Raw genomic sequence first — 22,360 nt, forward strand, 5'->3', positions numbered from 1 at the left:
AATCTATAATAAATATGTCAAATTATTCTAAACAAACCAATTGGGCCCAATTCATTCCATTGGTTACTGTATTCTTCTTTTGGGGATTTGTAGCAGCCAGTAATGATATTCTGATCCCCGTTTTTCAAAAAGCCTTCAATCTATCTCAAACTGAAAGTATGCTGGTACAGATATGCTTTTATGTAGCGTATACTGTAGGTTCTTTAATTTATATGATCATATCAAAGAGTCTGAAACAGGATTTGATCAATAAAATCGGGTATAAAAACGGCCTTATTGTGGGGCTTCTTATTTCAGCAATGGGAACCCTGTTGTTTTACCCGGCTGCCAATATGCATTCTTTCCCTTTAATGATCTCCGGATTATTTATTGTAGGTTTAGGCTTCTCTCTTCAGCAGATTGTTGCCAATCCGCTTGCTATTGAAGTAGGTCCTACAGAAACAGGATCACAGAGATTGACAATGGCTGGGGGAATCAATAACTTAGGAACTACAATAGGACCGCTTATTGTTGCATTTGCTATTTTTGGTTCTGCAAGCGCAGGCAATACGGAAGCAAGTATAGAAAGTGTAAAAACTCCCTATCTGATATTAGGAGCAGCTTTTGCTCTTGTGGCTTTAATGCTTAAATTCTCTTCTCTTCCTGCTGTAACTCCAACGAATACTGAAAACACAGATGATTCAACTCCGGGTGAGCACAGAAAGTCAGCATTTCAATATCCTCAATTGGTAATGGGAATGATCGCGATCTTCGTGTATGTAGGGGTAGAAGTTTCCACAGCCAGTAATCTTCCGGCTTATATGGAAAAAAACTTAGGCTTTGAAACAAAAGATGTGGCCCCTTACATCTCTTTATACTGGGCATCATTGATGATCGGCCGTTGGACAGGTGCTGTAGAAGCATTTGATGTGAATGCCGGATTCAAAAAAATCTTAAGGTTCTTAGCTCCTTATCTTGCATTTGGTGTATTTTTACTTGTAAATGCTATTGCAAAACATGACCTGTCTCCATTCTATGTATATGGATTCATTATTATTGCCATGATTATTTGTGATATCTTAAGTAAAGGAAACCCGGCAAGAATGCTTTTAATCTTCTCTTTGGCTGGGATTACCGCTTTACTGATAGGAATGTTCACAAAAGGAATGGTATCTGTCTATGCATTTACCAGTGTAGGTCTTTTCTGCTCTACTTTATGGCCATGTATATTCGCATTGGCGATTAACGGGCTTGGAAAACATACCAATCAAGGATCAGGATTACTTATTATGATGATTATGGGTGGAGGTATTGTAAGCATTATACAGGGATATATTGCAGATATTACGAATATTCATTTCAGTTATATCGTAGGGGTTATTTGTTTTGCTTATCTTGCATTCTATGCGATCCGTGTGAGTGGGATTCTAAAAGCCCAGGGCATTGATCTTGATAAAGTATCTAAAGGCAATGGTCATTAATATAACGAAAACAATATATAAAAAGAAAAGGTTTTGGGCAGGTGTATTACTTGCCCAATTTCTTTTGTTTTATGTTTGCTCAAAATCCAGAGTGACGATCTCGTTTTTTGAAAGCTTTTTTGAACTTCAAAAAGGAACCCATCAGGCATTGTTCAGCTGGATTCCATTTTCTATAGGAGACCTTATTTATATCATATTAGGTGCTTTCCTTTTATATTATTGCATCATGCTATTCAGAAAGCAGCGAAGACATGATTCTATGCTCAGAACTCTGATCATCATCAATATTTTTTATTTTATCTATCAGATCTTTTGGGGAATGCTGTATTTCCAGACTCCTATCATCAAGAAGCTTTCAAGCCAGAAAGAACCTGATGTGGAAAAGGCTAAAAAACTGGCTCTCTCTTACCTTGAAAAATGTAAGCTGACCAGGCAATCTGTCCGAGAAGACAGCAAAGGAGTATTTATCATTACAAACCTTAATTCTATACAACAGGAAATTCTGCATCAACAGGCAAAATTACCTTCTTATATTTCAAATAAAAGGGCGACTCAGATTTTGGATATTAAACCCAGTTTATTCAAAAATATAATGAGTTTTACAGGTATTTTGGGATATTACAATCCCTTTACTGCTGAAGCTCAATATAACGCTGAATTACCTTCCACATTTATTCCCTTCACAACGGCGCATGAAAGTTCCCATCAGCTGGGTTTTGCCAGAGAACAGGAGGCTAATTTTGTGGGGTATTTAATAGGTATTCATTCCAGTAATCCTGAGTTGAGATACAGCACTGAGTTTTTCACTTTAAAAAGCCTTTTAAGGTTCATTGTGGAGGAAGATCCGGAGTTCGTCAAGAATGTTCTACATCAATATTCTTCTGCAATGAAAAGAGACCGTATGTATGAGAAGAATTTTGTACTCAGTCATCAGGGCTGGCTGGATGATTTTTTTGGATACGCCAATAATCTCTTCCTGAAAAGCAATCAGCAGGAAGGTTCTGTCACCTATTCTTACTTTATAGATCTTCTCTTAAACTATGAAAAATAAATAAAAAAAAGAATCGTATCAGGCGATACGATTCTAAAAACACAAATGATGAAAAAAAATTTATTACCTTGACTTGTTCCCTCATTCAAGGCGATGTAAAAGTACGACATATTTTATAAATACAAAAACATTTACATCCTTTTTTAAAACTTTATGAAAACTTTATGATTTTTTAAGTTTTTTTGAGTTTACACCACATTCTGACAAATCGCAATCAACACCAGTATTCGATATGAAAAACATCGTTTAAACCCGTACAGCCTATTAAATTACCATAGAATCAAACATTTGTTTAAATAAAAAACATTCGGTTTTTACCCTGTTTTCGTCATTTTAAAAAAAGGAGTTATCCACCGTATTTTATATATATTTCTACTATTTATATCGTAAAAATGTCAAGATTTTGATCAAAAATAATAGCCTTTATTATTCCAATTTATTCCATTGCTTTCCGCATGAAATTGAATGTAAACTATAACCCTGAAAACTTTTAAACAACCGCCTGCGAAACCGCATCTTACGTCTTAAAACCAATTCATTTGAAAAATTTCGTATTCTAAGCCAAAACTCCTGCTTTATCTAATAATACTATGAATAAATTCTACACTAAGCAGCAATAAAATCATATAATTTTATTAGAATATCCTAAATTTGGAACCCATATTTTGTGAAATAAAATATTGAAAGTCAAATCTAATCTACCAATAGCCGTTTATATCTCACTAATAAAAGAAAAAAATTTTTGTATATTTAAAACATCTGTGTATTTTAGATAAAAATATTAACATGATTTTTGACAAACTAATTAACCACCTAAAACTCGATAAACAGGAATTCATTTTCCAGTTCAATTCACATCCCAATTATCCATCTGCATTGGCTTTCAGTGACACGCTTAACTTTATGGGGGTGAAAAATGATGCTTATGAACTAGACAAAGAATATTGGGACGAACTTCCGGAAGAATTTATTGCTATTGTTGAAAATTCATTTTCTCTTGTAAAAAAGTCAGGAAGCAATTATTCAGTATACTCAGAAAAAGCAAAAACCTTCGGTAAAGAAGAACTTTATACCAAATCAACTGATTTTGTACTGTTATTTGAAAAGACCGAAAATGCAGAAAATAAACTGGCCTTCAATTTCAAGCCGGTACTTTATTTAATTTTTGCAGCTGTTCTCGCTTATTCATTTATAAGCCAAACCATTTATGAAGCCTTATTCAATCTTCTCTCTCTGGCTGGAGTATATATTTCACTTGAAATCTTCAATCAGAAATTCGGGAATACATCTACCGTAATCGGAAGTATATGTGGTGGAGGTGCTGCTGCCAGCCAGACAGTCAACTCATGTGATAAAATTATTAAGCAGGATAAGACCAGTATTTTAGGGTTAAAATTTGCAGACTTTTCCCTGATCTATTTTGCAGGACTTACCGTGCTGGGATTATTTTTACCGGCTACAGCTTATATTGTAAAAGGATTCACCTTTGTTTCTATCCTTGCAATAGGGTATTCTCTATACATTCAGGCTTTTGTAGAAAAAACGTTTTGTAGAGTATGTCTTTTGATTATTTCAATACTTGCAGCACAAATAGTAGTAAGCAGTTTATTTTTCGAGAATATGTCTTTCAGTGTGGGAACACTTTTATTGACAGTCATTTTATGGGCTCTGGTATTCTCTGCCATTATTTATTTCAATACTCTTCTTGAACAAAAAGAAGCGCTACAAAAATCTAATGCGAAAAACCTTAGATTCAAAAGAAATTATGAGCTGTTCAAAAACCAAATGGAGCAGAATCCAAAAATCGAATTCCAGAATACCGAAACTTTTGCTGTCGGAAAAAGAGATGCGAAACTTCGTATTTCTATCGTATCCAATCCATATTGCGGTTTCTGTAAGGATGCTCATAAACTGGCAGAAGGCCTTTTGGAAAAATACCCTGATACGATCTCTTTACAGATGAGATTCAATTACAGTCCCGAAAGAGCTCCTGAAAAATACACACAGCTTATTTCAGACTTAACTCATATCTACCATAACAAGCCTGAAAAAGAGTTCCTACATGCTGTAGAAGAATGGTTTGAAACTAAGGACGAAAGTAAAATCAATGCTCTTTCCGGAGGAAATGTAACATCGGAAAACCTGAATCCACTAGTAGAGATGTCTACCGAAAACAGTAACGCAGGATTAAACTTCACCCCGATTTTTATCATCAACGGATATCAATTCCCTGACAAGTATGATCGTGAAGATATTTTATTCTTTATTGATGAATTAATAGAAGATGATGAGATTTAGTAAATAAATATCATTCATCTGAAAATTTCACTATCTTAGGAAAAACAAAAATAACATCTGATAAGATGTAAAAGAGCAGAAAAACAGTGACAAATGGGACTATTTCCGGTTTACCATTTCATTGAATTATAATTGAATTAAAGTAAATGTCGTCACCCGCTGACGGCATTTTATAATGAGTAGTAGTTTTGAAAAAAAAGTTTCCTTTTTATAAGCAACCAGATACCAAAGACTGCGGTCCTACATGTCTCAGGATCGTAAGTAAGTATTATGGTAAAAGTATATCTCTGCAGCAGATTCGCAGCCTTTCCGAAACAACACGTGAAGGAAGCAGCCTTCTTGGGCTAAGCGATGCGGCAGAAAACCTCGGATTCCGGTCTATGGGAGTCCAGATAGATTTCAATACCCTTACAGAAGAGGTTTCTTTTCCTTGTATAGCACACTGGAATAAAAACCATTTTGTGGTTGTATACAAGATTGACAAAAATAATAAAGTATATATTTCAGATCCCAGTTATGGACTTATTACGTATACAAGAGAAGAGTTTATCAAATCCTGGATCGGAGAAAATGCAAACGAAAATACAGAAGAAGGAATTGTTCTGATTCTTGAAACAACACCAGCATTTTTTCAGACAGAATTTGATGCTGAAGAAAGTAAAGCCAGCTTTACGTTTCTTTCCAAGTATCTCCTTAAATATAAAAGACTTGTAATCCAGCTGGCCATAGGGCTTCTGGGAGGAAGTTTATTATCCCTGATATTCCCGTTTCTTACCCAAAGTATTGTAGACGTTGGAATCCAGAACCAGGATATTAATTTTATCTATGTCGTTTTACTTGCACAGATTATGCTATTTCTTGGAAGAATGGGAATTGAAACCATACGAAGCTGGATTCTTCTCCATCTTTCGGCGAGAATTAATATTTCCATCATCTCCGATTTCTTTATCAAGCTTATGAGACTTCCGATAAGTTTCTTTGATACGAGAATGACCGGAGATATCATGCAGAGAATAAATGACCACCACAGAATCGAGCAGCTGCTTACAAGTTCATCGTTAAACACCCTCTTCTCACTGGTAAACCTTATCATCTTCAGTATTGTTTTACTGTTTTATGATTACAGATTATTCATTGTTTACCTTGTTGGAGCGATATTGTATATTGGCTGGATCAGTTTCTTCCTGAAAAAGAGAAAGGAACTTGATTACAAAAGGTTCTCTCAGGTCTCTCAGGAACAAAGTAAAGTGATTGAGCTTATCAACGGTATGCAGGAGATTAAAATGCATAATGCAGAAAAACAGAAACGATGGGACTGGGAATTTCTTCAGGTAAAACTGTTTAAAATCAGAATAAAATCACTTTCATTAGAACAATGGCAGTCTGTTGGAGGAAATTTTATCAACCAGATGAAAGATATACTGGTAAGTTTCCTTTCTGCAAAGCTGGTTTTGAGCGGAAATCTTACTTTAGGGATGATGCTTTCTGTACAATATATTATCGGACAGTTGAACAGCCCTCTTCTTCAGCTTATCGACTTTATCAAGCAGACTCAGGATGCTAAGATTTCCCTTGAAAGATTAGGGGAAATTCATGATAAAGACGATGAGGAGGATAAAAATGAGCAGTATGTTACAGATGTTCCAAAGAAAGACATCGAGATCAAAGATATGTCATTCCGTTATATTGGTTCTGATGTTCCGGTTTTTGAAAATTTAAGTCTTACGATCCCTTATCAGCAGACTACAGCTATTGTGGGAGCCAGTGGAAGTGGAAAAACAACCCTGTTGAAGCTGTTAATGAAGTTTTATGATCCTGACCAGGGTGAAATCAGAATCGGAAACACCAATATGAAGAATATCTCCCCAAGATACTGGAGAGATCATTGCGGAGTGGTAATGCAGGAAGGCTATGTATTCAACGATACTATTGCCAATAACATTGCTGTAGGTGAAGATCATATTGACAAACAAAAACTGAGACGTGCTGTAGAAATAGCCAATATCAAGGAATTTATTGAAAGCCTTCCGTTAAGTTATAATACGAAAATAGGAAATGAAGGTGTTGGGGTCAGCGGCGGTCAGAAACAGAGACTCTTCATTGCAAGAGCTGTTTACAAATCTCCTGAATATATCTTGTTTGATGAAGCAACATCAGCATTGGATGCCAATAATGAGAAAGTAATTATGGAAAACCTTGAGCAGTTTTTCAAAGGGAAAACAGCAGTGGTTATTGCCCACAGACTTTCCACGGTAAGACATGCGGATAAAATCATTGTACTGGATCAGGGGAAAGTTGTAGAAGAAGGCAGCCATGCAGATCTTGTAGATTTGAGGGGAGAATATTACAGACTTGTAAGAAATCAGCTTGAATTAGGAAGCTAGCCAAAATATAGCGGAACCGAAAAGCTTATAGAGTAGGAAAAACAAAAACTAATTTTAATCATGAAAAATCTAAAAAAACTTTCGAGAAAAGAACTGACATTTGTCAGCGGAGGTGTAGTTATTCCGGACAACAATTGCTGTGGTTCCTGGTGTCTTGGCAGCTGGATGCCATGCCATCTCCATCACATTGCATGTCCACCGGATGCTGATACTTCACCACCATCGTGGTATGACGGGAATTGCCCATTTGGTTAAATTATATTCCCCCTGAAATATTGGGGGAAATTTTATCTTAGAAAAATGAAAGAAGACGTTTTAGACAATATTGAACTCCGCTCAGAAAGCGTACAGGATATTCTTACCCAGCCCCCGCATTGGATGATACGCTGGGGAAATACTGTTATATTTATTATTCTCCTGCTGATTCTCTTGATGAGTTACATCATAAAATATCCGGAATTTGTACCGGCTCCTATTATTGTAACTTCGCAGAATCCTCCAGAGAAGATTGAAGCAAGGACAAGTTCCAAAATTGAAAAAATATTCATAAAAGACCATCAGCAAGTTAAAAAGAATGATGTTCTGATGGTAATGCAGTCAGCAGCCAACTATAAGGATATTTTAGAGTTGAAAAAATTGGTAGATTCCATTACTCCTGATAATTTATATAGCTTCCCTCTTGCTCAGGCTTCAAGGTTCAAGTTGGGAGAATTACAGGGTGAATACAATAGTTTTGCAAAAGCATTTCAGGATGAAGCCCTTTTTACAAGATTACAGCCTTATGCTCCGGAAAACCTGGCAGCCAATCAGAGTATTTCTGAATACCGCATACGAATTGCTACCTTAAAACAACAGAAAAACCTGGAATCAATAAAATATGATCTGACTAAGAAAAACTTCAACAGGTCTCAGGAACTTTTCAATCAAGGAGTTATTTCTGCTATGGAACTTGAAAATGAAAAGATCAAATATCTTCAGGCCCAGCAAAATCTTGAAAATCTTAAAATCTCCATATCACAAATGGATGAAGGGGTTTCCAATCTTAATAAAACTAAAAGCGGAACGGCCATTAACACAGAAAAAGACAGAATTACATACTCTTCACAAACTTTACAGCTTCTTGAGCAACTGAGAAAATCATTGAAACAATGGGAACTGAATTATCTTGTTATATCATCTACAGATGGTGTTGCCAGTTTCCAGCAGTTTTTTGGTGAAAATCAGTTTGTAAAATCGGGTGAACCTATTCTTTCTATTCTTCCTAAAAATAAAGAGCAGTTGGTAGGCAGAATGTCTGTTCCTACCGTAAACTCAGGAAAGATCATTCCGGGCGAAAAAGTATTGATTAAACTAGATAACTATCGATTCCAGGAATATGGTATCATCGAAGGAAAAGTACAGAATATCTCTCTTATTCCTGATGATAAAGGAAATTATTATGTAGATGTTATTTTGCCAAAAGGATTAAAAACAAGTTACAACAAAACGCTTACATTCGATAAAGAACTTAGGGGCAGTGCAGAGATCGTAACACAAGATCTTCGATTGATTGAAAGATTCTTCTATCAAATCAGAAAGCTGCTTGGATATCAGGTCTGATAAAGAACTTAGATAAAAAATAAAAGCCGTTTTGCAGATTGTAAAACGGCTTTTTTTATTATGGTACTTCAGATTAGCTCCATTTAAAGTAATGTACATAAAATCCAAAGTAGTATAGTTCATTCATTACGGGCTTTATTCTGCGAAGGGAGGTTTCGATCGTACATCAATAGATCAATCAAAAAAAGCCGGTAAGAAAGCGAATACAGGGAAAACAATGATCTCCTGTTTTAAAACATTCCAATAAAAGAATATGATAAGATCGAAAACTGGATAGTTCCCTTAATTTTCTATTGAAAGACGATAATTTTAAAAAATGAAAAAATTGGGGAGAAATAAAAAGATAAATTTGCAGTTATTCTAAAAAATAAAACCGCAATCATTGATTTAATGATTGCGGTTTTTTGTAGCGAAGACGGGAATTGAACCCGTGACCTCAGGGTTATGAATCCTGCGCTCTAACCAACTGAGCTACCTCGCCTTTTTGGTGGTGCAAATATAGAAAATATTTCTTTACCTCCAAAATTATTTTAACTTAAAATATTCCAAAACATCACCAACATGATCTGGTTTGTTGATAATCTTATTGTTAGCATCTAAAATAAAATACGTCGGAGTTGCATGAATATTGTACATATCCGTGTAACTGCTGTTCCACCCTCTCAATTCGGAGTCATTCACCCAAGGAAATGCAGCAATCTTTTTAGTATAAGAATTTTTGTCAACATCTAAAGAAAACCCTACAACCTGAATATTTTTTGATTTCAGATCATTATATTTTTCCAGAAGTTTCGGAAGTTCACTTTCGCAGTGTGAGCATGTGGATGACCAAAACACAATAACCTTTTTATCAGCCTTTATATCATATAATGACTTCGCAGTAGTATTTACTGGTGCCTGGAACTTATAGTTAGGGAAAGCAGCTCCCATTTCAATGTTGGCATTCGATTTCAGTGTAGATGCAAGTCTGTCAGTGATGGTACACTTAAGATTTTTGGCAAGTGACAAATATTTGCTCTTGTACTCATCCATCTCATACACATCAAAAATATCGATCAGTTCTGATAAAACAGTCTGCCCTCTTGGAGTTTCCACTTTTAATCGGTCTAAGAGTTTATCAACAGAAGCAGCAACATTGGTATTTCCTCCGGAGTTCAGATAAGATACTAACACTGGTCTTAGTAATGAGGAAGTCTCCAGCATATCATTTGACTTGTCCAGAAAGTTGATTATTTCCTCCTGATCTACTTTTTTGGTGGCATCTTGTGAAGGGGAAATAAATTTACTGTAATTCGTGTTATAATAGGTAATAAATGGATGTTGAGCGGCATCAATAGAGCTGGAAGTACCGGAAAGTCTGTCGATCTCTGTTTTCAGTGCTTTTCCAAAGTCTGTATTATCTTTATAATATTCTTTAATCTGTGCTAAAGCCGGCAAAATAAGCTCTTTCTTTTGTGAGCCTTCCTGCTGCTTACTCATCAGGTTGTTCGCTTCATCTAGATAGGTAACATCTTTAACTTTATTATTCTGGATATCCAGTTTAACATTGACATTTTTATTTTCTGAAATAAAGCTTACTGTATTATTAGAGCCCGGGAAATAGACTTTCATCATTCCCATATAACTGCTTGGGTATTTAAAAGTCCATGTACTATTCTTACTTTGTTCTTTGGTAACAATAATATCTTTCGAACCGTTTAATGTATATAGAATAGCGTCCTGATCTTTAAAGTCTGCCGGAGTCTGAATGGTAACTGTAAATTGAGCCTGCAGAGCAAATGCAGCCAAAACCGCAGATAGCGTATAAATCTTTTTCATAGAGTAAAAATAAAAAAACTCTCTGATTAATCAGAGAGTTTAATATTATTTTAATAAAATTTTATGCTTTTACGCTTTTGTACTTTTTTGTAAAGTAAACAATAAATACAATTGCTACAATACCAAGTATATATACGTACATATCAATAGGCGCTGGTGCTCCGGTACCATTTCCTCCATTTCCACTTCCTGTTGGAGCTGGTTGTGGTTGTGGTGGGGCTGCATTTGCTAAAGTTATAGCAAAAAGAAAAAGAGCTAATACTAGTTTATTAATAGTTTTCATGTGGTTTATTTTAAGATTTTAGTGTTAACAGTTTCTCCCTTATCAGAAACGATTTTTACAACATATGAATTTTTAACTGAGCCATCAAGCTCGATTACAAAATCTCTGGATGCATCAACCGCTTTTTTAGAGATTACTAGTTTACCGCTCATATCATAAACTTGAATATCTGCTTTTTTCCATTTTGGATCAAATCTTACAATGTAATTTGTAATAGATGGATCATACACTACAAGTGTTCTTGATGCAGTAGTATTGTTTTTATCTACTGCTAAAGTAATATTACTTGGTTCTCCATAATACAAATTAGCTTCTTCATTTGTCACCGCTATAACATCTCCTTGTTTAGCTTCTATTAAGTTTCCGTTTTCGGCTTTATAATAGAACCCAAGTCCTGAAGATAACTGGTGTGCACCAGCTGGGATTAGCACTGCATTTTCTCTGATCTCGAATTTATAAGATTTCACCTGATCCAGATAGTAGTTAACTAACTTAACATTTTTCCCCTGGAAGTTACTCTCATTAGCTTCGTTAATATATAACCAATAGTTAGTATAATTATTATCATACCCACCATTCAATGATTCTTCAAAAGTACCGATGATATTTTTACCCGCTGAAGACTGAACTGAAGTTGCGGCAGAAATCTGGTGCCCTGTTGTTAATGATGGAGAAACAACATAGTATGTTCTGGAAAGTTCTTTTCCATTAGCATCAAGACCGATTACACCAAGCTGTTTTACAGTATTGGTTATATTCTTGCCAGTGCCAGCCATTCTAGCTGCTGTTACATCATAATTGATACCTGCTGTTCTTGCAGTAGATTTGAATCTTCTCAGTGTATTAAAATTTAAAGTCTGAGCCGTATTGTCTCTTAACTTTATTTTAAATGACTGCATAGGTTTGATTACAAGTAAATCTACGTCACCAATAGCTGGAGCTACTCCGTCACCTGTAGGTAAGAAAGTAACTACCTTAGCAGATGTAGCATAAGTAGAACCACTTGGAAGAGTCACAATTGTACCTGGGTCATATTCAATACCCCAGATATTTTTCACAGCATTTCCATCAGATCCTGTAACACTTTCAGTATATCCAATGTTAGCTAAATCTAAATTGGTAAGGAAAGGGTTTCCGAATTGGTAAAAATTTTGGCCGAATGTTCCAGACCATGCATTCGTAGTAAACTCAAAACTATCATCAAGATAAGTATTGTACTTCTCATTGTATTGGTTTAGAGCGTTACCGTTAGTTCCGAACACAACATTAGAGGCTCCCACATTAGACTTCCCTGCGTTCTGTAATGTTACAGCACCCGCATATGGCGCATATGGTTTCCCGTTAATATTGAATACGGTTCCTGATGCAGGAGCGCTTGGATTCCAGTCATTATTTTTAACCTTTAGCATATAATAACCTGAAGCATCCCAAGTAGTTGAGGTAGGAGCTAGATTCAACGTGGTAATAGAAACAGCATTCGCATTATCCCACTTAAGAATTGGATTGTCATATCTTCCGGTATTGAAAGTTTTACCAACTTCAGTAGATAATGAATTGTAAGCTTTACCAGAGAAAGGCAAAGCAACTTGCTGGAAATAATTACCTGTACCGTTACTTGTAGTTCTGTATTCTTTGGTAACAATACCTGAAATGTTGGATTGGGATAATCCGTCAATGTACAGCTGACCATACGTGGAAGTAGCAAAAGAAGCAGGAGTATTAAGTCTTAAGATGATATTTCCACCGTCAGTCTTATCAGCACCGCCAGCATCAATTGTCTTAAAACTATCCGTAGCAGATCCTACAACCATGATATTTCCATGTACGTCCAAAAGACCATTACCTTTTGTCTGTACACCTCCACCGCTATAAACTAGGGTGCCTTCGCTCACATACATATTAGCATTAGTGTCAACATGACATAGTATCTGCGCCTGAACAGAGTAACTAATTGCTAAAAGACCTATAGCAAATAAACTTTTTCTCATTGTATAAATTATTTGTGTGTTAATACAATCTTCACCCGCAAAGGTATTATTATTTTTCTTAAAAAAAAAATATTTTATCTATTAATCAAAACATTATCTTCCGTCAAGGTGATCTCTTTGTCCTCTCCTATTGAAAACATATAGTCTTCTAGAACTTTTTCGGTAGTACCTCTCAACCCTCTTGCGCCTAATCCTTTTTCAATAGTTTCCTCTACGATTCTTTCAATTGCACCATCTGTTATTACCAAATCTGTACCATCCATCTTAAAAAGTTCCACAAATTGATTCACAATTGAATTTTTTGGCTCTTTCATAATTCTTACCAAGGTCTCTTTCGTGAGTTTATCGAGGTAAGTGATGATTGGAAATCTTCCTAAAAGTTCCGGAATTAATCCGAAAGTACGAAGATCAATTGCATTAATATTTGTTAATATATATTCGTCTTCACCGGTTTTATTGATTTTCTCAGAACTGAACCCTATTGCCTGCTTGTTCATTCTTCTTTCAATAATCTCTTTAATTCCGTCAAAAGCACCACCGGCAATAAACAGGATATTCTGAGTATTGACCTGGATATATTTCTGATCTGGATGTTTTCTACCTCCCTGCGGCGGAACATTGACGATACTTCCTTCCAGCAGTTTCAATAATCCCTGCTGTACTCCTTCTCCGGAAACGTCTCTTGTAATACTCGGGTTGTCTGATTTTCTTGCGATCTTATCAATCTCATCGATAAAGACAATTCCTTTTTCTGCTTTTTCCACATCATAATCTGCGACCATCAGAAGTCTGGACAGAATACTTTCAACATCCTCTCCTACATATCCTGCTTCCGTTAAAATAGTGGCATCTACAATACAGAAAGGAACATTCAGTTCTCTGGCGATAGTTTTTGCCAAAAGAGTTTTACCTGTTCCCGTTTCACCTATCATGATGATATTTGACTTTTCAAGTTCCACTTCTCTGTTTTCGTCCTGAGCGTGGAGTAATCTCTTATAATGATTATATACAGCAATAGAAAGCTGTTTTTTTGCCTGATCCTGCCCGATCACATACTGATCAAGAAATTCTTTGATCTCTTTTGGCTTTTTAAGTTCAGCCATACTGTCGGCAGGTGAATATCCTGTTTTGGATGCACCATCTTTTACAATAGCGTGCGCCTGCTCTATACAATTTTCACAAATAAAACCATTCTGGCCAGAAATCAGCATCTGTACTTCATTTCTTTTTCTGCCACAGAAAGAACATTGGTTTGAGTTCATATGATATAATAATATGTATATGTTAAAGAAAATCGTAAAAAATTACTTTTTTACGATTTTCTGATTGTTAAGAATTAATAATTGAGTGTTGAATCTCTGTATATTCTTCGTTCGTTAATTTTAATCTTTCATTTCTAAAATTCATGTCTTCCACCTTGTTTAAAGGAATCAGATGGATGTGTGCATGAGGAACTTCAAGTCCTACCACCGCTACTCCTACTCTTACACATGGAATTGCAGTTTTGATCTTCTTGGCTACCTCTTGAGCAAATCCCCAAAGGTTTTTGTATTCTTCACTTTCAAGATCAAAAATCAAATCCACTTCTTTTTTCGGAACTACTAAAGTATGTCCTTTCACCAAAGGCATTGCATCTAAGAACGCAATAAAGTTTTCATTTTCTGCAATCTTATAGGAGGGAATCTCGCCATTGATGATCTTTGTGAATATAGTGCTCATTTTATCAGAAGTTAGGGGTAGATATTAGAAGTTTAGAAATAGAAACTGTATCAGACTATAAAGAAATGTCTAATACTTCAAAAGACAGTTTGTTTCCGTTTGGTAAAGTAATTTCGGCAGTTTCGCCCACAGCTTTTCCCAACAGACCTTTTGCAATAGGAGTGTTTACAGAAATTCTTCCTGTCTTCAGGTCACTTTCGTTATCCGGTACCAATGTAAATACCTGCTCTTGCTTGGTAGCATTATTTTTAAGTTTCACTGTTGTTAAGATGGAAACTTTTGAAGTATCTAATTGGCTTTCGTCTATAATTTTAGAAGTAGAGATAACGTCTTTCAGCTTAGAAATTCTCATTTCAAGCATCCCCTGAGCCTCTTTAGCTGCATCGTACTCTGCATTTTCTGACAAATCACCTTTGTCCCTTGCTTCCGCGATCTGCTGAGTGATTTTTGGTCTCTCTACAGTTTCCAACTGTTCCAGCTCAGCTTTCATTTTCTCTAGGCCCTCCTTAGTTACATAGCTTGCCATAATTTTCAAAATTTAGTTTTAGTATAAAAAAATAATCCGACATTTGCCGGACAATGTTTTCGTGTTGTAATCGTTTTATTTTTACAAATATATAAAAATTTAAATTGAAATGAAAAAAACTTTTTCAATCTTATCCATTTTCAGTATATTGATTTTCAGTAACTTAACTATAATCTCTTGTGGAAGCAGAGAAGATACTGTGAACTGTTTCCCCAATACTCCCATTAATGTATCCCTTAATCTAAACCTGCCTGCCTACTATGCTTTGAACAATATTAACGGCTGGATTTATGTGAATGAACAGCAGTCCGGAACAAGAGGACTGATTATTGTCCGAACTGCAAATGGATTTAAGGTATACGACAGAAATGCTCCTCACATATGTCCTGATAATAATACAACCCTTGAGGTAAAGGATAATATCGCTATTATCTGCCCGCAGGACAACACAAGATGGATCTTAAGTACGGGGCAGCCAGAAGCTGGAGCTAAAACATCTCTGCCGCCTAAAACCTACCCTTCCAACTATGATGCTCCAAGCAAAACTTTAAATGTTTATTATTAGAATACAAAATGAAGATCGTTATACAGAGAGTCTCTGAAGCCAGTGTAAAAGTAGACGGAAAAATTGTTGGTGAAATCGGAAAAGGATTAATGCTGCTGGTAGGTGTGGATGAAAATGATGAAAAAATAGATGCAGACTGGCTTGTACAGAAGGTTTTAAACCTAAGAATCTTTGGAGATGAAGAGGGTAAACTTAATCTTTCTGTCAAAGATATTTCAGGAGAAATCCTTTGCATCAGCCAATTTACATTGATTGCAGATTACAAAAAAGGCAATCGCCCGTCTTTCATAAAAGCAGCAAAACCTGATAAAGCTATACCTCTTTTTGATTATTTTAAAGAAGAAATAGCGCAATCCGGATTAAAGATGGAAAGTGGAATCTTCGGAGCGGACATGAAGGTTTCTCTGGTCAACGATGGACCTGTCACGATCGTAATGGATTCGGTTACCAAAGGCTAAATGACAGAAATGAGTAACAAAAATATAGTCATTGCTTATCTTGCAGTGACTTTAATTTTCCTGTTTGGAATAGTATTAAGCCTGAACAACTATAGCTTCGCCGGATATTACGTTGATAAAATCATTAACTGGCTCTGGCTGTTGATGACCATTTTTATCATTATCAGGTTTTGGAATAAAAAAGTGATTAAAGTATATTTTGGTCTTTTAATCTCAGGAATCGTTCTCAGCATTTTACCTATGATGATTCCCTTTTTTGGCATCCTCCATTATTTTTCAACTATAGGCTGTGACCAGCGAATTCACCTGAATGATACTTACAGAATGGAAAGAGGACGTCCGGGAGCACTTTACAAACCGCTTATTACGATTTACAAGAAAGAAGGAATCTTTGAAAAACAAATCTCAAGAATTCCTTATTCAAGCATTATAGAAAAAATAGTATGGTCTTCTAATGAGACTTATTTAGATGATAAAAGCCTGCCGATCCAGAAAGCAAAACTCATCAATGTCAATCAGGACAGTATGGGTATTCAGTACCGGATCATGAATAAGCAGAAAGTAATTTACCATAAGAACACATTAAACTGGTTTGATGATTTTTAAAAATTAAACCTACATACCTCAACACAACCATTCAGTGATCCTGGATGGTTTTTTGTAATCATAGAAGGTCTATTTTCCCAACCCCACAGGTTTCAAAAGCGGTGAAGTTTATCATAAAAAATTGATAAGAGTCTTTATACAAAGGAGAAATAAAAAAACAAAAAATAAATTCACAAAAATGTGATTTGTTTTTATTTTATTATTATTTTTGGGATAAATCAAAACTGATTTACAACCATTTAACAAAATCGTATGAAAACAAAAATCAACCTTTTCGCATTGTTTGCGTTCTGCTCTTCCCTGTCTTTTGGTCAGGAAAGCCAGCCCAAACTTAATCAGGATCAAAATTCAATCATCTATGTATGCTTTTCAAAAGGCATCAATTCAGAAAAAACTGCATTCAGCAGAAATGCTGATCTGGAGAGATTTTCAAGAGAAAATAACATTTCATTTAAGTACGATCTGGATTTTACAGACCGCAAACTTGATGAAATGGCCAGAAGCAGCAAAGCAATTGGAAACTCCTCAGAATCTGTAGAAAAGCTGAAAAGAATTTATAAGGCTGATCTGCCTCTTCAAAACGAAGAAACTACTCAAAAAATCATTCACAGTCTTGAAAGATTCCCTGAAATAGAATATGTATCTGTGATGAGTGCGGCTCCTATTGAACCTCCTTTGGTAAATGCTTTTGTAGCCACACCTGATCTGGAAAGTATTCAGACTTATCTGAATGACAATCCGGGAATCAATGCAAAATATGCTTGGTCAAGAGGAATCACCGGACAGAATATTCGTGTAAGGGATGTTGAATATGGTTTTTACAAAACTCATGAGATGCTTACCAACCAAAATTCTATACAGCTTGAACCGGGATATTCTCCGAATGCAGGATTAGCTAATAATAACTACCGTGACCACGGAACTGCAGTGGTGAGTATTTTAGGTTCAATAAAAGATAACATCGGGCTTACGGGTGCTGCCTACAGTACTTCTGAAATAAAAGGATATATGGAATGGACCACTGTGGGATACAACAGAGCATCTGCCGTAAGCAGATCTATTAATGCTTCCCAGTCAGGCGACATTATTTTATATGAAATGCAGACAGGAGGAAAAGACGGCCAGTATTGTCCTGCAGAGTATGATAAAGTAATCTGGGATCTTACGAAAGCAGCTACCGATTCAGGAATTATTATCATTGCCGCTGCAGGTAACGGAAATCAGAATCTGGATGATCCGTTTTATTCAACTTATCTTGCCAGAGGAAATAGCGGTGCTATCATTGTAGGAGCAGGGTCTCCCAATACCACCCATTCAAAATTAAGCTTCAGTACTTATGGAAACAGAGTGGATGTTCAGGGCTGGGGAAGCAGTGTTCTTGCTGCAGGCTATGGTTCTTATGCCAAATATGATAATGATAACAACAGGACTTATAATTATTTTAGCGGGACAAGTTCTGCAACACCTGTAGTATCTTCTGCAGCTATTTTAATTCAGTCTTTCTATCGTCAGACTACAGGTCAGAACCTGACACCCTCTGCGATGAAAAACCTCTTGATTTCTACAGGAATTCCTCAGGGAGGAACTGTAACCGGTCAGAAAATCGGACCTCTTCCTAATGTAAAAAATGCGATACTGCAATTGGAAAGTAAATTTGCTACCCCTGTAAAAACATTGTCTCCGCTGGAGGTTAAAATCTACCCTAATCCATCCAGCAGTACTCTTGCTATTCAAAGTACAGAAAACAAAAAGCTGGATTTTGAAATCATCAATCTTCAGGGGCGTACAGTGATCAAAAGTGCTGTTTTGCCTAATGAAAAAATTGATATTTCACAACTGCCAATGGGTCAATATATCATCAATATTAATGAAGGCCAAAGAAGGGTTGTTGAGAAATTCACAAAACTATAATAAGATTTTTTATACATTTTACTTCACATTAAACCCTCTTTCAGAATACTGAAAGAGGGTTTTTATTATCAATTTTTATCCGGTTATTTCGCAGGAACGCTGCTGAAATTCAGGGCTACTTTAATGTTCATGTCTGAAGAGGTTTGATTCTTCAGTTCATAGACTGTTCTTACTGTCAATCCTGAGCTTTTTACAATTTCATCCAGAAATCCTGTATCATTCAGATCCAAATTTAAGCTGGAAGAGTTGGTCGATATATTGGAACGTGAAGCAATCAATCTTTCTCCTGTTCCGTTGGATGAAACATATATTTTAACCGTTTTGAATGCACTCAGATTTCCTCCTGAAGGGGAAGCCACAGAAATTTTGGCGTCTGAAATTCTTACGTCTTTAATCTTTGCATTGTTATTTCCTCCAAACCATGTCTGTACATTGGTAGCTGTTGCAGTGGAAGAAACTTCTTTATCTGCAGGAACACCTGTAGAAATTAAAACATTCGTTGTGTAGGGAAATGTATTCTGAACCAGCGACTGTACGGTTCCGCAACTTACGAGTACAGCTGAAGCGGCCATTGCTGTTAGAACTATATTTTTCATAATTTTAAATTTTTAAACTTCATAGTTTAGTTTGCAGAAATTGTACCAAATTGATTTGGTCTTACTCCACACTTATGGTAAAACTTCCCTTGGTATTTCCGGAAGCCATATTACTTTTCCCGATAATCAGCCATACTTCGCCTTTTCCCGGAGTATCATAAGTGATTTCTCTTCCGAAAGGTCCATCGTAGTCTCCATTAGGAAGTTTGATCTGATTGAAACGGATATTGAAATCTTTCTCTTTCGTTGAAATTTTTGCTTTGATATTCGGGCGGTCGTAATGGGTCAGTTTTAAAACCAATTCCTGATCATCTTTTTTAAATTCTTCTCCCAATGTAAAAGGAAGCTGGGTAGCATCCGCAGTTCTTATGATCTGCCCTTCTTTTTCAGTTCTCATTACGCCTTTACGCAAAACTTCTTTGGTAGCGGGAGCATTGTTAATAATTGAATCTCTTTTTCTCAATGCTGCAGAATCTGCTTTTACAACGGAATCCGGCATTTCTGTTACAATTGTAGAATCCTTGTCCTTAACTGCTGTCACGGCAGGTTCTTTTTTACATGAAATAATAATCAATGGAATCAACAATAAGCTTTTTTTCATAATAATTAAGTTTAAGAATGTACCAACATATCATTCTGGTGAGCTCTATTAAATGCTAAAACTGTTCCAATCCTACTCTACTAAATTATTTTCTGGCTTCAATTCTCTTTCGTTATTTGTTTCAACCCATTTAAATGTAAAATACATAAAATTGAGCATAATTCCCATCAAAACAGTAACACCCCATGTCTTGGTATATTCCAGCGGATAAATAAACCGTACTATAATATCAGAGAACAGACCAAAAGGATTATTGAGCACATCCCAGCTGTTCCATCTCAGAAATCTTCCCAAATAAACTCCAAAACTGCTCATGAAAAGAAAGAATATAATCACCCCATTGATACTGCTTCTCTTACCATAAGCAGAAAGGCTTTTTTCAATATCATTAAGACTTATAAAACCACAGATCAGACCCGTCCACGCATAGGAAAGAATGACAATCAGATCATACCATATCGGTATTGAATTTCTCGCCCTCAGATGAAAGAGGTCTGTGAGAATATAGGGTGAATTGGGGAAGAACAAAATCCAGACGACAATAATAAAGATCAGTGATATTTTACTTTTGATATTAAAAGCAAGGATAAAAGAGCTTAGTAATAAAGGAATCCATGCCAGAAAAAGATTCCAGTTGAGAAACAAAAACACCTTTGTATCACTTATATAATATCTGAAGGCAGAGAGACTGAAACAGAATACAGTCATCAATATCAGCAGCATATTGATTTTAAACCTTGAAGAGGCAACGAGCTTTTTCATGATCGGCTATTGAATGGTTTGATAGTAAATAATCTTTGAAAGGAATGTTTTGGAGGTTTCTTTTTTCACTTTCGCCTGCAAGGTCTTTTTAAGTTTCTGATCATTTTTTTCTTCTGCATACCTCAACAGGGCTTTTTCGCTGAAATTGATAGAAGTTAAATGGTAGTTGACTGCAAAATCTTTTCTTTTCATATTCTGTGAAGTAATGAAGCCTCCCCAATTGAAGTAACTGCATACTAAAATGGTTCCATAGAAATACCAAACCATTGTATTGACAAGGAATATGTTTCTTTTCTTCTTTTGAATTTTAATAAAGGTCAAAGCAAGACCCACTATTGATAAAAGCAGGAAAGCAAAAACGCCCAGTCTTTTATAAGTGAATGCATAATTCACGATGTACTCATAATTTTTAACAGCGGCTGACACGACAAGGATAACATTGAGGAAAATCCAGATTTTGGCTAAGATTTTTAATAATCCTGCTTTCGGATCAAAATTAAATCCTGATTTAAAATAAAACATGATAACCAGAATAGCCATTATGATAGACATAATTACCGCATTCACTCTTTCATGGGTTTCTTCTGAAAGCTGAACGGGTGTTTTTACGGCTTCATAAAACTGTTCATAATTGTAAGTAATAATAAAAAAGACCAGTAAAATATTCAGCATAACAAAAGAGATAACTCCGCTCATTCTTTCGGCACTGAGATCAAGAAAAGAATAGGTAGCCTTCGGTATCCGGGAATCTTTTTGAAACTCATTATCCAAAAAGTGGTTGTTTTTGTAGATGAGTTTTTCCACAGCGTAGTTCCAGTAATTGAAGGCAATAAAAAAACCCAATACAAAGAGACAGAATACCTGCCACAGATTAATATCCAGTTCATAATCTGTGAAAAGGGCAGCAAAATGATCACTTCCAGCGGAATAAATTCCAAAGAAAACGGAAACCAGCACCAGCGGAATGACAATGAAAGCGAATGTCTTTTGCCACAATCCGGGAACATTCTTTTTGGGAAGCCATTCATCAAAACTGAAAAAAAGGTAGAATGAAGTGCAGCAATTCACAATAAAAACCGGAATCAAAAAGAGAATTTTCAGCCTTCTGTTCTTTGATTTATATCCCAGCAAAAGCAGCGAACTGACCACCGCAATAAAGGAAGGGAAATCTCCATACCACGCAAATGCAATACTGGATAAAATGCTTGTTGCAAAAAGAATATACAGGGTTCTTGTTTTATTTTTCTCCGGAGTCTTAAACAGGGTTAATACGGCATAAATGATTCCCAGAATTCCAAGGTTCAGTCCCATATCCTGATCGTAGAAGACAATGACAAAAAGGATGGCGGTAAGAAATATATAGTGATGTGTTTTCATGATATTTAAAGATTGAAAAATTAAAAGATTAAAAGAGTTAGATTTTGAGAACCTCATCGAGCCAGCTAAACTGCGTCAATATATAGAGATACAAGACTGTTATCGGAATATTGACAAGTAAAAGTAAAACTGAATTGCCGGATGCTTTCTGATCTGAAACATCAGTAAGATAGATAATAAGCTCATGCAGAAGAATAAACATATTAATCACAGCGGTTACCAGTACATAATAAAAGCCAAGCTCAATAAAAAATTCTGCTCTTAGCAACCAAAATGCAGCCAGTAGAAGCGTTCCCAACAGAAAAGAAATGATGAATGATCTTTTCCCAAGCGGGCTGAATTTTATTTTCTTCATGGT

Annotated in this window: 21 protein-coding genes and 1 tRNA gene; 10 read left to right on the top strand and 12 right to left on the bottom strand. The window is 35.8% G+C overall.

Annotation, left to right across the window (positions count from 1 at the left end; all coding sequences use genetic code 11):
• The first annotated feature begins 14 nt into the window (after positions 1-14).
• From ACTJIP_RS21950 to ACTJIP_RS21975, 6 genes are all read left to right on the top strand, one after another.
• Entirely contained in the window at positions 15-1,460 is a 1,446-nt protein-coding gene (locus ACTJIP_RS21950) for an MFS transporter (protein WP_077413708.1), read from the top strand.
• Between the two features lie 91 nt (positions 1,461-1,551).
• Positions 1,552-2,511: a DUF3810 domain-containing protein gene (locus ACTJIP_RS21955; RefSeq protein ID WP_440705097.1), complete on the top strand. Its 960-nt coding sequence runs from the start codon at positions 1,552-1,554 to the stop codon at positions 2,509-2,511.
• Between the two features lie 786 nt (positions 2,512-3,297).
• Positions 3,298-4,809 (top strand): thioredoxin domain-containing protein, encoded by a 1,512-nt coding sequence (locus ACTJIP_RS21960; protein WP_440705098.1) that lies wholly within the window; start codon positions 3,298-3,300, stop codon positions 4,807-4,809.
• Between the two features lie 188 nt (positions 4,810-4,997).
• Positions 4,998-7,193 (top strand): peptidase domain-containing ABC transporter, encoded by a 2,196-nt coding sequence (locus ACTJIP_RS21965; protein ID WP_440705099.1) that lies wholly within the window; start codon positions 4,998-5,000, stop codon positions 7,191-7,193.
• Between the two features lie 60 nt (positions 7,194-7,253).
• Positions 7,254-7,448, top strand: a complete 195-nt coding sequence (locus ACTJIP_RS21970) for a hypothetical protein (RefSeq protein ID WP_180565115.1) — start codon at positions 7,254-7,256, stop codon at positions 7,446-7,448.
• A 45-nt stretch (positions 7,449-7,493) separates the two neighbouring features.
• Positions 7,494-8,792 carry an HlyD family secretion protein gene (locus ACTJIP_RS21975; protein ID WP_077413712.1) on the top strand — a complete coding sequence of 433 codons (1,299 nt, stop codon included), beginning with the start codon at positions 7,494-7,496 and terminating at the stop codon, positions 8,790-8,792.
• 407 nt (positions 8,793-9,199) lie between these two features.
• Here the strand turns inward: ACTJIP_RS21975 and ACTJIP_RS21980 are convergent.
• From ACTJIP_RS21980 to greA, 7 genes are all read right to left on the bottom strand, one after another.
• Positions 9,200-9,273, bottom strand: a tRNA-Met gene (locus ACTJIP_RS21980).
• Between the two features lie 44 nt (positions 9,274-9,317).
• A complete protein-coding gene (locus tag ACTJIP_RS21985; protein WP_077413713.1) occupies positions 9,318-10,610 on the bottom strand; it encodes a TlpA family protein disulfide reductase in 1,293 nt (430 codons plus the stop codon).
• A 61-nt stretch (positions 10,611-10,671) separates the two neighbouring features.
• Entirely contained in the window at positions 10,672-10,893 is a 222-nt protein-coding gene (locus ACTJIP_RS21990) for a hypothetical protein (protein ID WP_047383050.1), read from the bottom strand.
• A 5-nt stretch (positions 10,894-10,898) separates the two neighbouring features.
• Positions 10,899-12,881, bottom strand: coding sequence for a T9SS type A sorting domain-containing protein (locus tag ACTJIP_RS21995; protein ID WP_077413715.1), 1,983 nt, complete (start codon positions 12,879-12,881; stop codon positions 10,899-10,901).
• A gap of 74 nt (positions 12,882-12,955) precedes the next feature.
• Positions 12,956-14,143: an ATP-dependent Clp protease ATP-binding subunit ClpX gene (gene clpX / locus ACTJIP_RS22000; protein ID WP_077413716.1), complete on the bottom strand. Its 1,188-nt coding sequence runs from the start codon at positions 14,141-14,143 to the stop codon at positions 12,956-12,958.
• A 67-nt stretch (positions 14,144-14,210) separates the two neighbouring features.
• On the bottom strand, positions 14,211-14,600 hold the full coding sequence (locus tag ACTJIP_RS22005) for an HIT family protein (protein ID WP_077413717.1): 390 nt from the start codon (positions 14,598-14,600) through the stop codon (positions 14,211-14,213).
• A 55-nt stretch (positions 14,601-14,655) separates the two neighbouring features.
• The gene (gene greA / locus ACTJIP_RS22010; RefSeq protein ID WP_047420150.1) at positions 14,656-15,126 is read right to left on the bottom strand and encodes a transcription elongation factor GreA; all 471 of its coding nucleotides are present in this window, start codon (positions 15,124-15,126) and stop codon (positions 14,656-14,658) included.
• A 109-nt stretch (positions 15,127-15,235) separates the two neighbouring features.
• Here greA and ACTJIP_RS22015 point away from each other — a divergent pair, with 109 nt between their 5' ends.
• The 4 genes from ACTJIP_RS22015 (at position 15,236) to ACTJIP_RS22030 (ending at position 18,666) form a co-directional block, all read left to right on the top strand.
• On the top strand, positions 15,236-15,691 hold the full coding sequence (locus tag ACTJIP_RS22015) for a hypothetical protein (RefSeq protein WP_077413718.1): 456 nt from the start codon (positions 15,236-15,238) through the stop codon (positions 15,689-15,691).
• Positions 15,692-15,699: 8 nt separating this feature from the next.
• Positions 15,700-16,149 carry a D-aminoacyl-tRNA deacylase gene (dtd, locus tag ACTJIP_RS22020; RefSeq protein WP_440705100.1) on the top strand — a complete coding sequence of 150 codons (450 nt, stop codon included), beginning with the start codon at positions 15,700-15,702 and terminating at the stop codon, positions 16,147-16,149.
• A 9-nt stretch (positions 16,150-16,158) separates the two neighbouring features.
• Entirely contained in the window at positions 16,159-16,755 is a 597-nt protein-coding gene (locus tag ACTJIP_RS22025) for a hypothetical protein (protein ID WP_139348461.1), read from the top strand.
• A gap of 252 nt (positions 16,756-17,007) precedes the next feature.
• The gene (locus ACTJIP_RS22030) at positions 17,008-18,666 is read left to right on the top strand and encodes a S8 family peptidase (RefSeq protein ID WP_440705101.1); all 1,659 of its coding nucleotides are present in this window, start codon (positions 17,008-17,010) and stop codon (positions 18,664-18,666) included.
• 83 nt (positions 18,667-18,749) lie between these two features.
• Here ACTJIP_RS22030 and ACTJIP_RS22035 read toward each other — a convergent pair whose 3' ends face one another.
• The 5 genes from ACTJIP_RS22035 to ACTJIP_RS22055 form a co-directional block, all read right to left on the bottom strand.
• Positions 18,750-19,262, bottom strand: coding sequence for a hypothetical protein (locus ACTJIP_RS22035; protein WP_077413722.1), 513 nt, complete (start codon positions 19,260-19,262; stop codon positions 18,750-18,752).
• 61 nt (positions 19,263-19,323) lie between these two features.
• Positions 19,324-19,863: a hypothetical protein gene (locus tag ACTJIP_RS22040; RefSeq protein WP_077413723.1), complete on the bottom strand. Its 540-nt coding sequence runs from the start codon at positions 19,861-19,863 to the stop codon at positions 19,324-19,326.
• Between the two features lie 72 nt (positions 19,864-19,935).
• Positions 19,936-20,625 carry a DUF1361 domain-containing protein gene (locus tag ACTJIP_RS22045; RefSeq protein ID WP_077413724.1) on the bottom strand — a complete coding sequence of 230 codons (690 nt, stop codon included), beginning with the start codon at positions 20,623-20,625 and terminating at the stop codon, positions 19,936-19,938.
• Between the two features lie 6 nt (positions 20,626-20,631).
• Positions 20,632-22,002, bottom strand: a complete 1,371-nt coding sequence (locus tag ACTJIP_RS22050) for a DUF4153 domain-containing protein (protein WP_440705102.1) — start codon at positions 22,000-22,002, stop codon at positions 20,632-20,634.
• A gap of 37 nt (positions 22,003-22,039) precedes the next feature.
• A complete protein-coding gene (locus ACTJIP_RS22055; RefSeq protein WP_219072162.1) occupies positions 22,040-22,357 on the bottom strand; it encodes a hypothetical protein in 318 nt (105 codons plus the stop codon).
• Between the last annotated feature and the right edge of the window lie 3 nt (positions 22,358-22,360).

Origin of the sequence: Chryseobacterium sp. 22543 (assembly GCF_052044565.1) — a bacterium.
Lineage (GTDB): Bacteria > Bacteroidota > Bacteroidia > Flavobacteriales > Weeksellaceae > Chryseobacterium.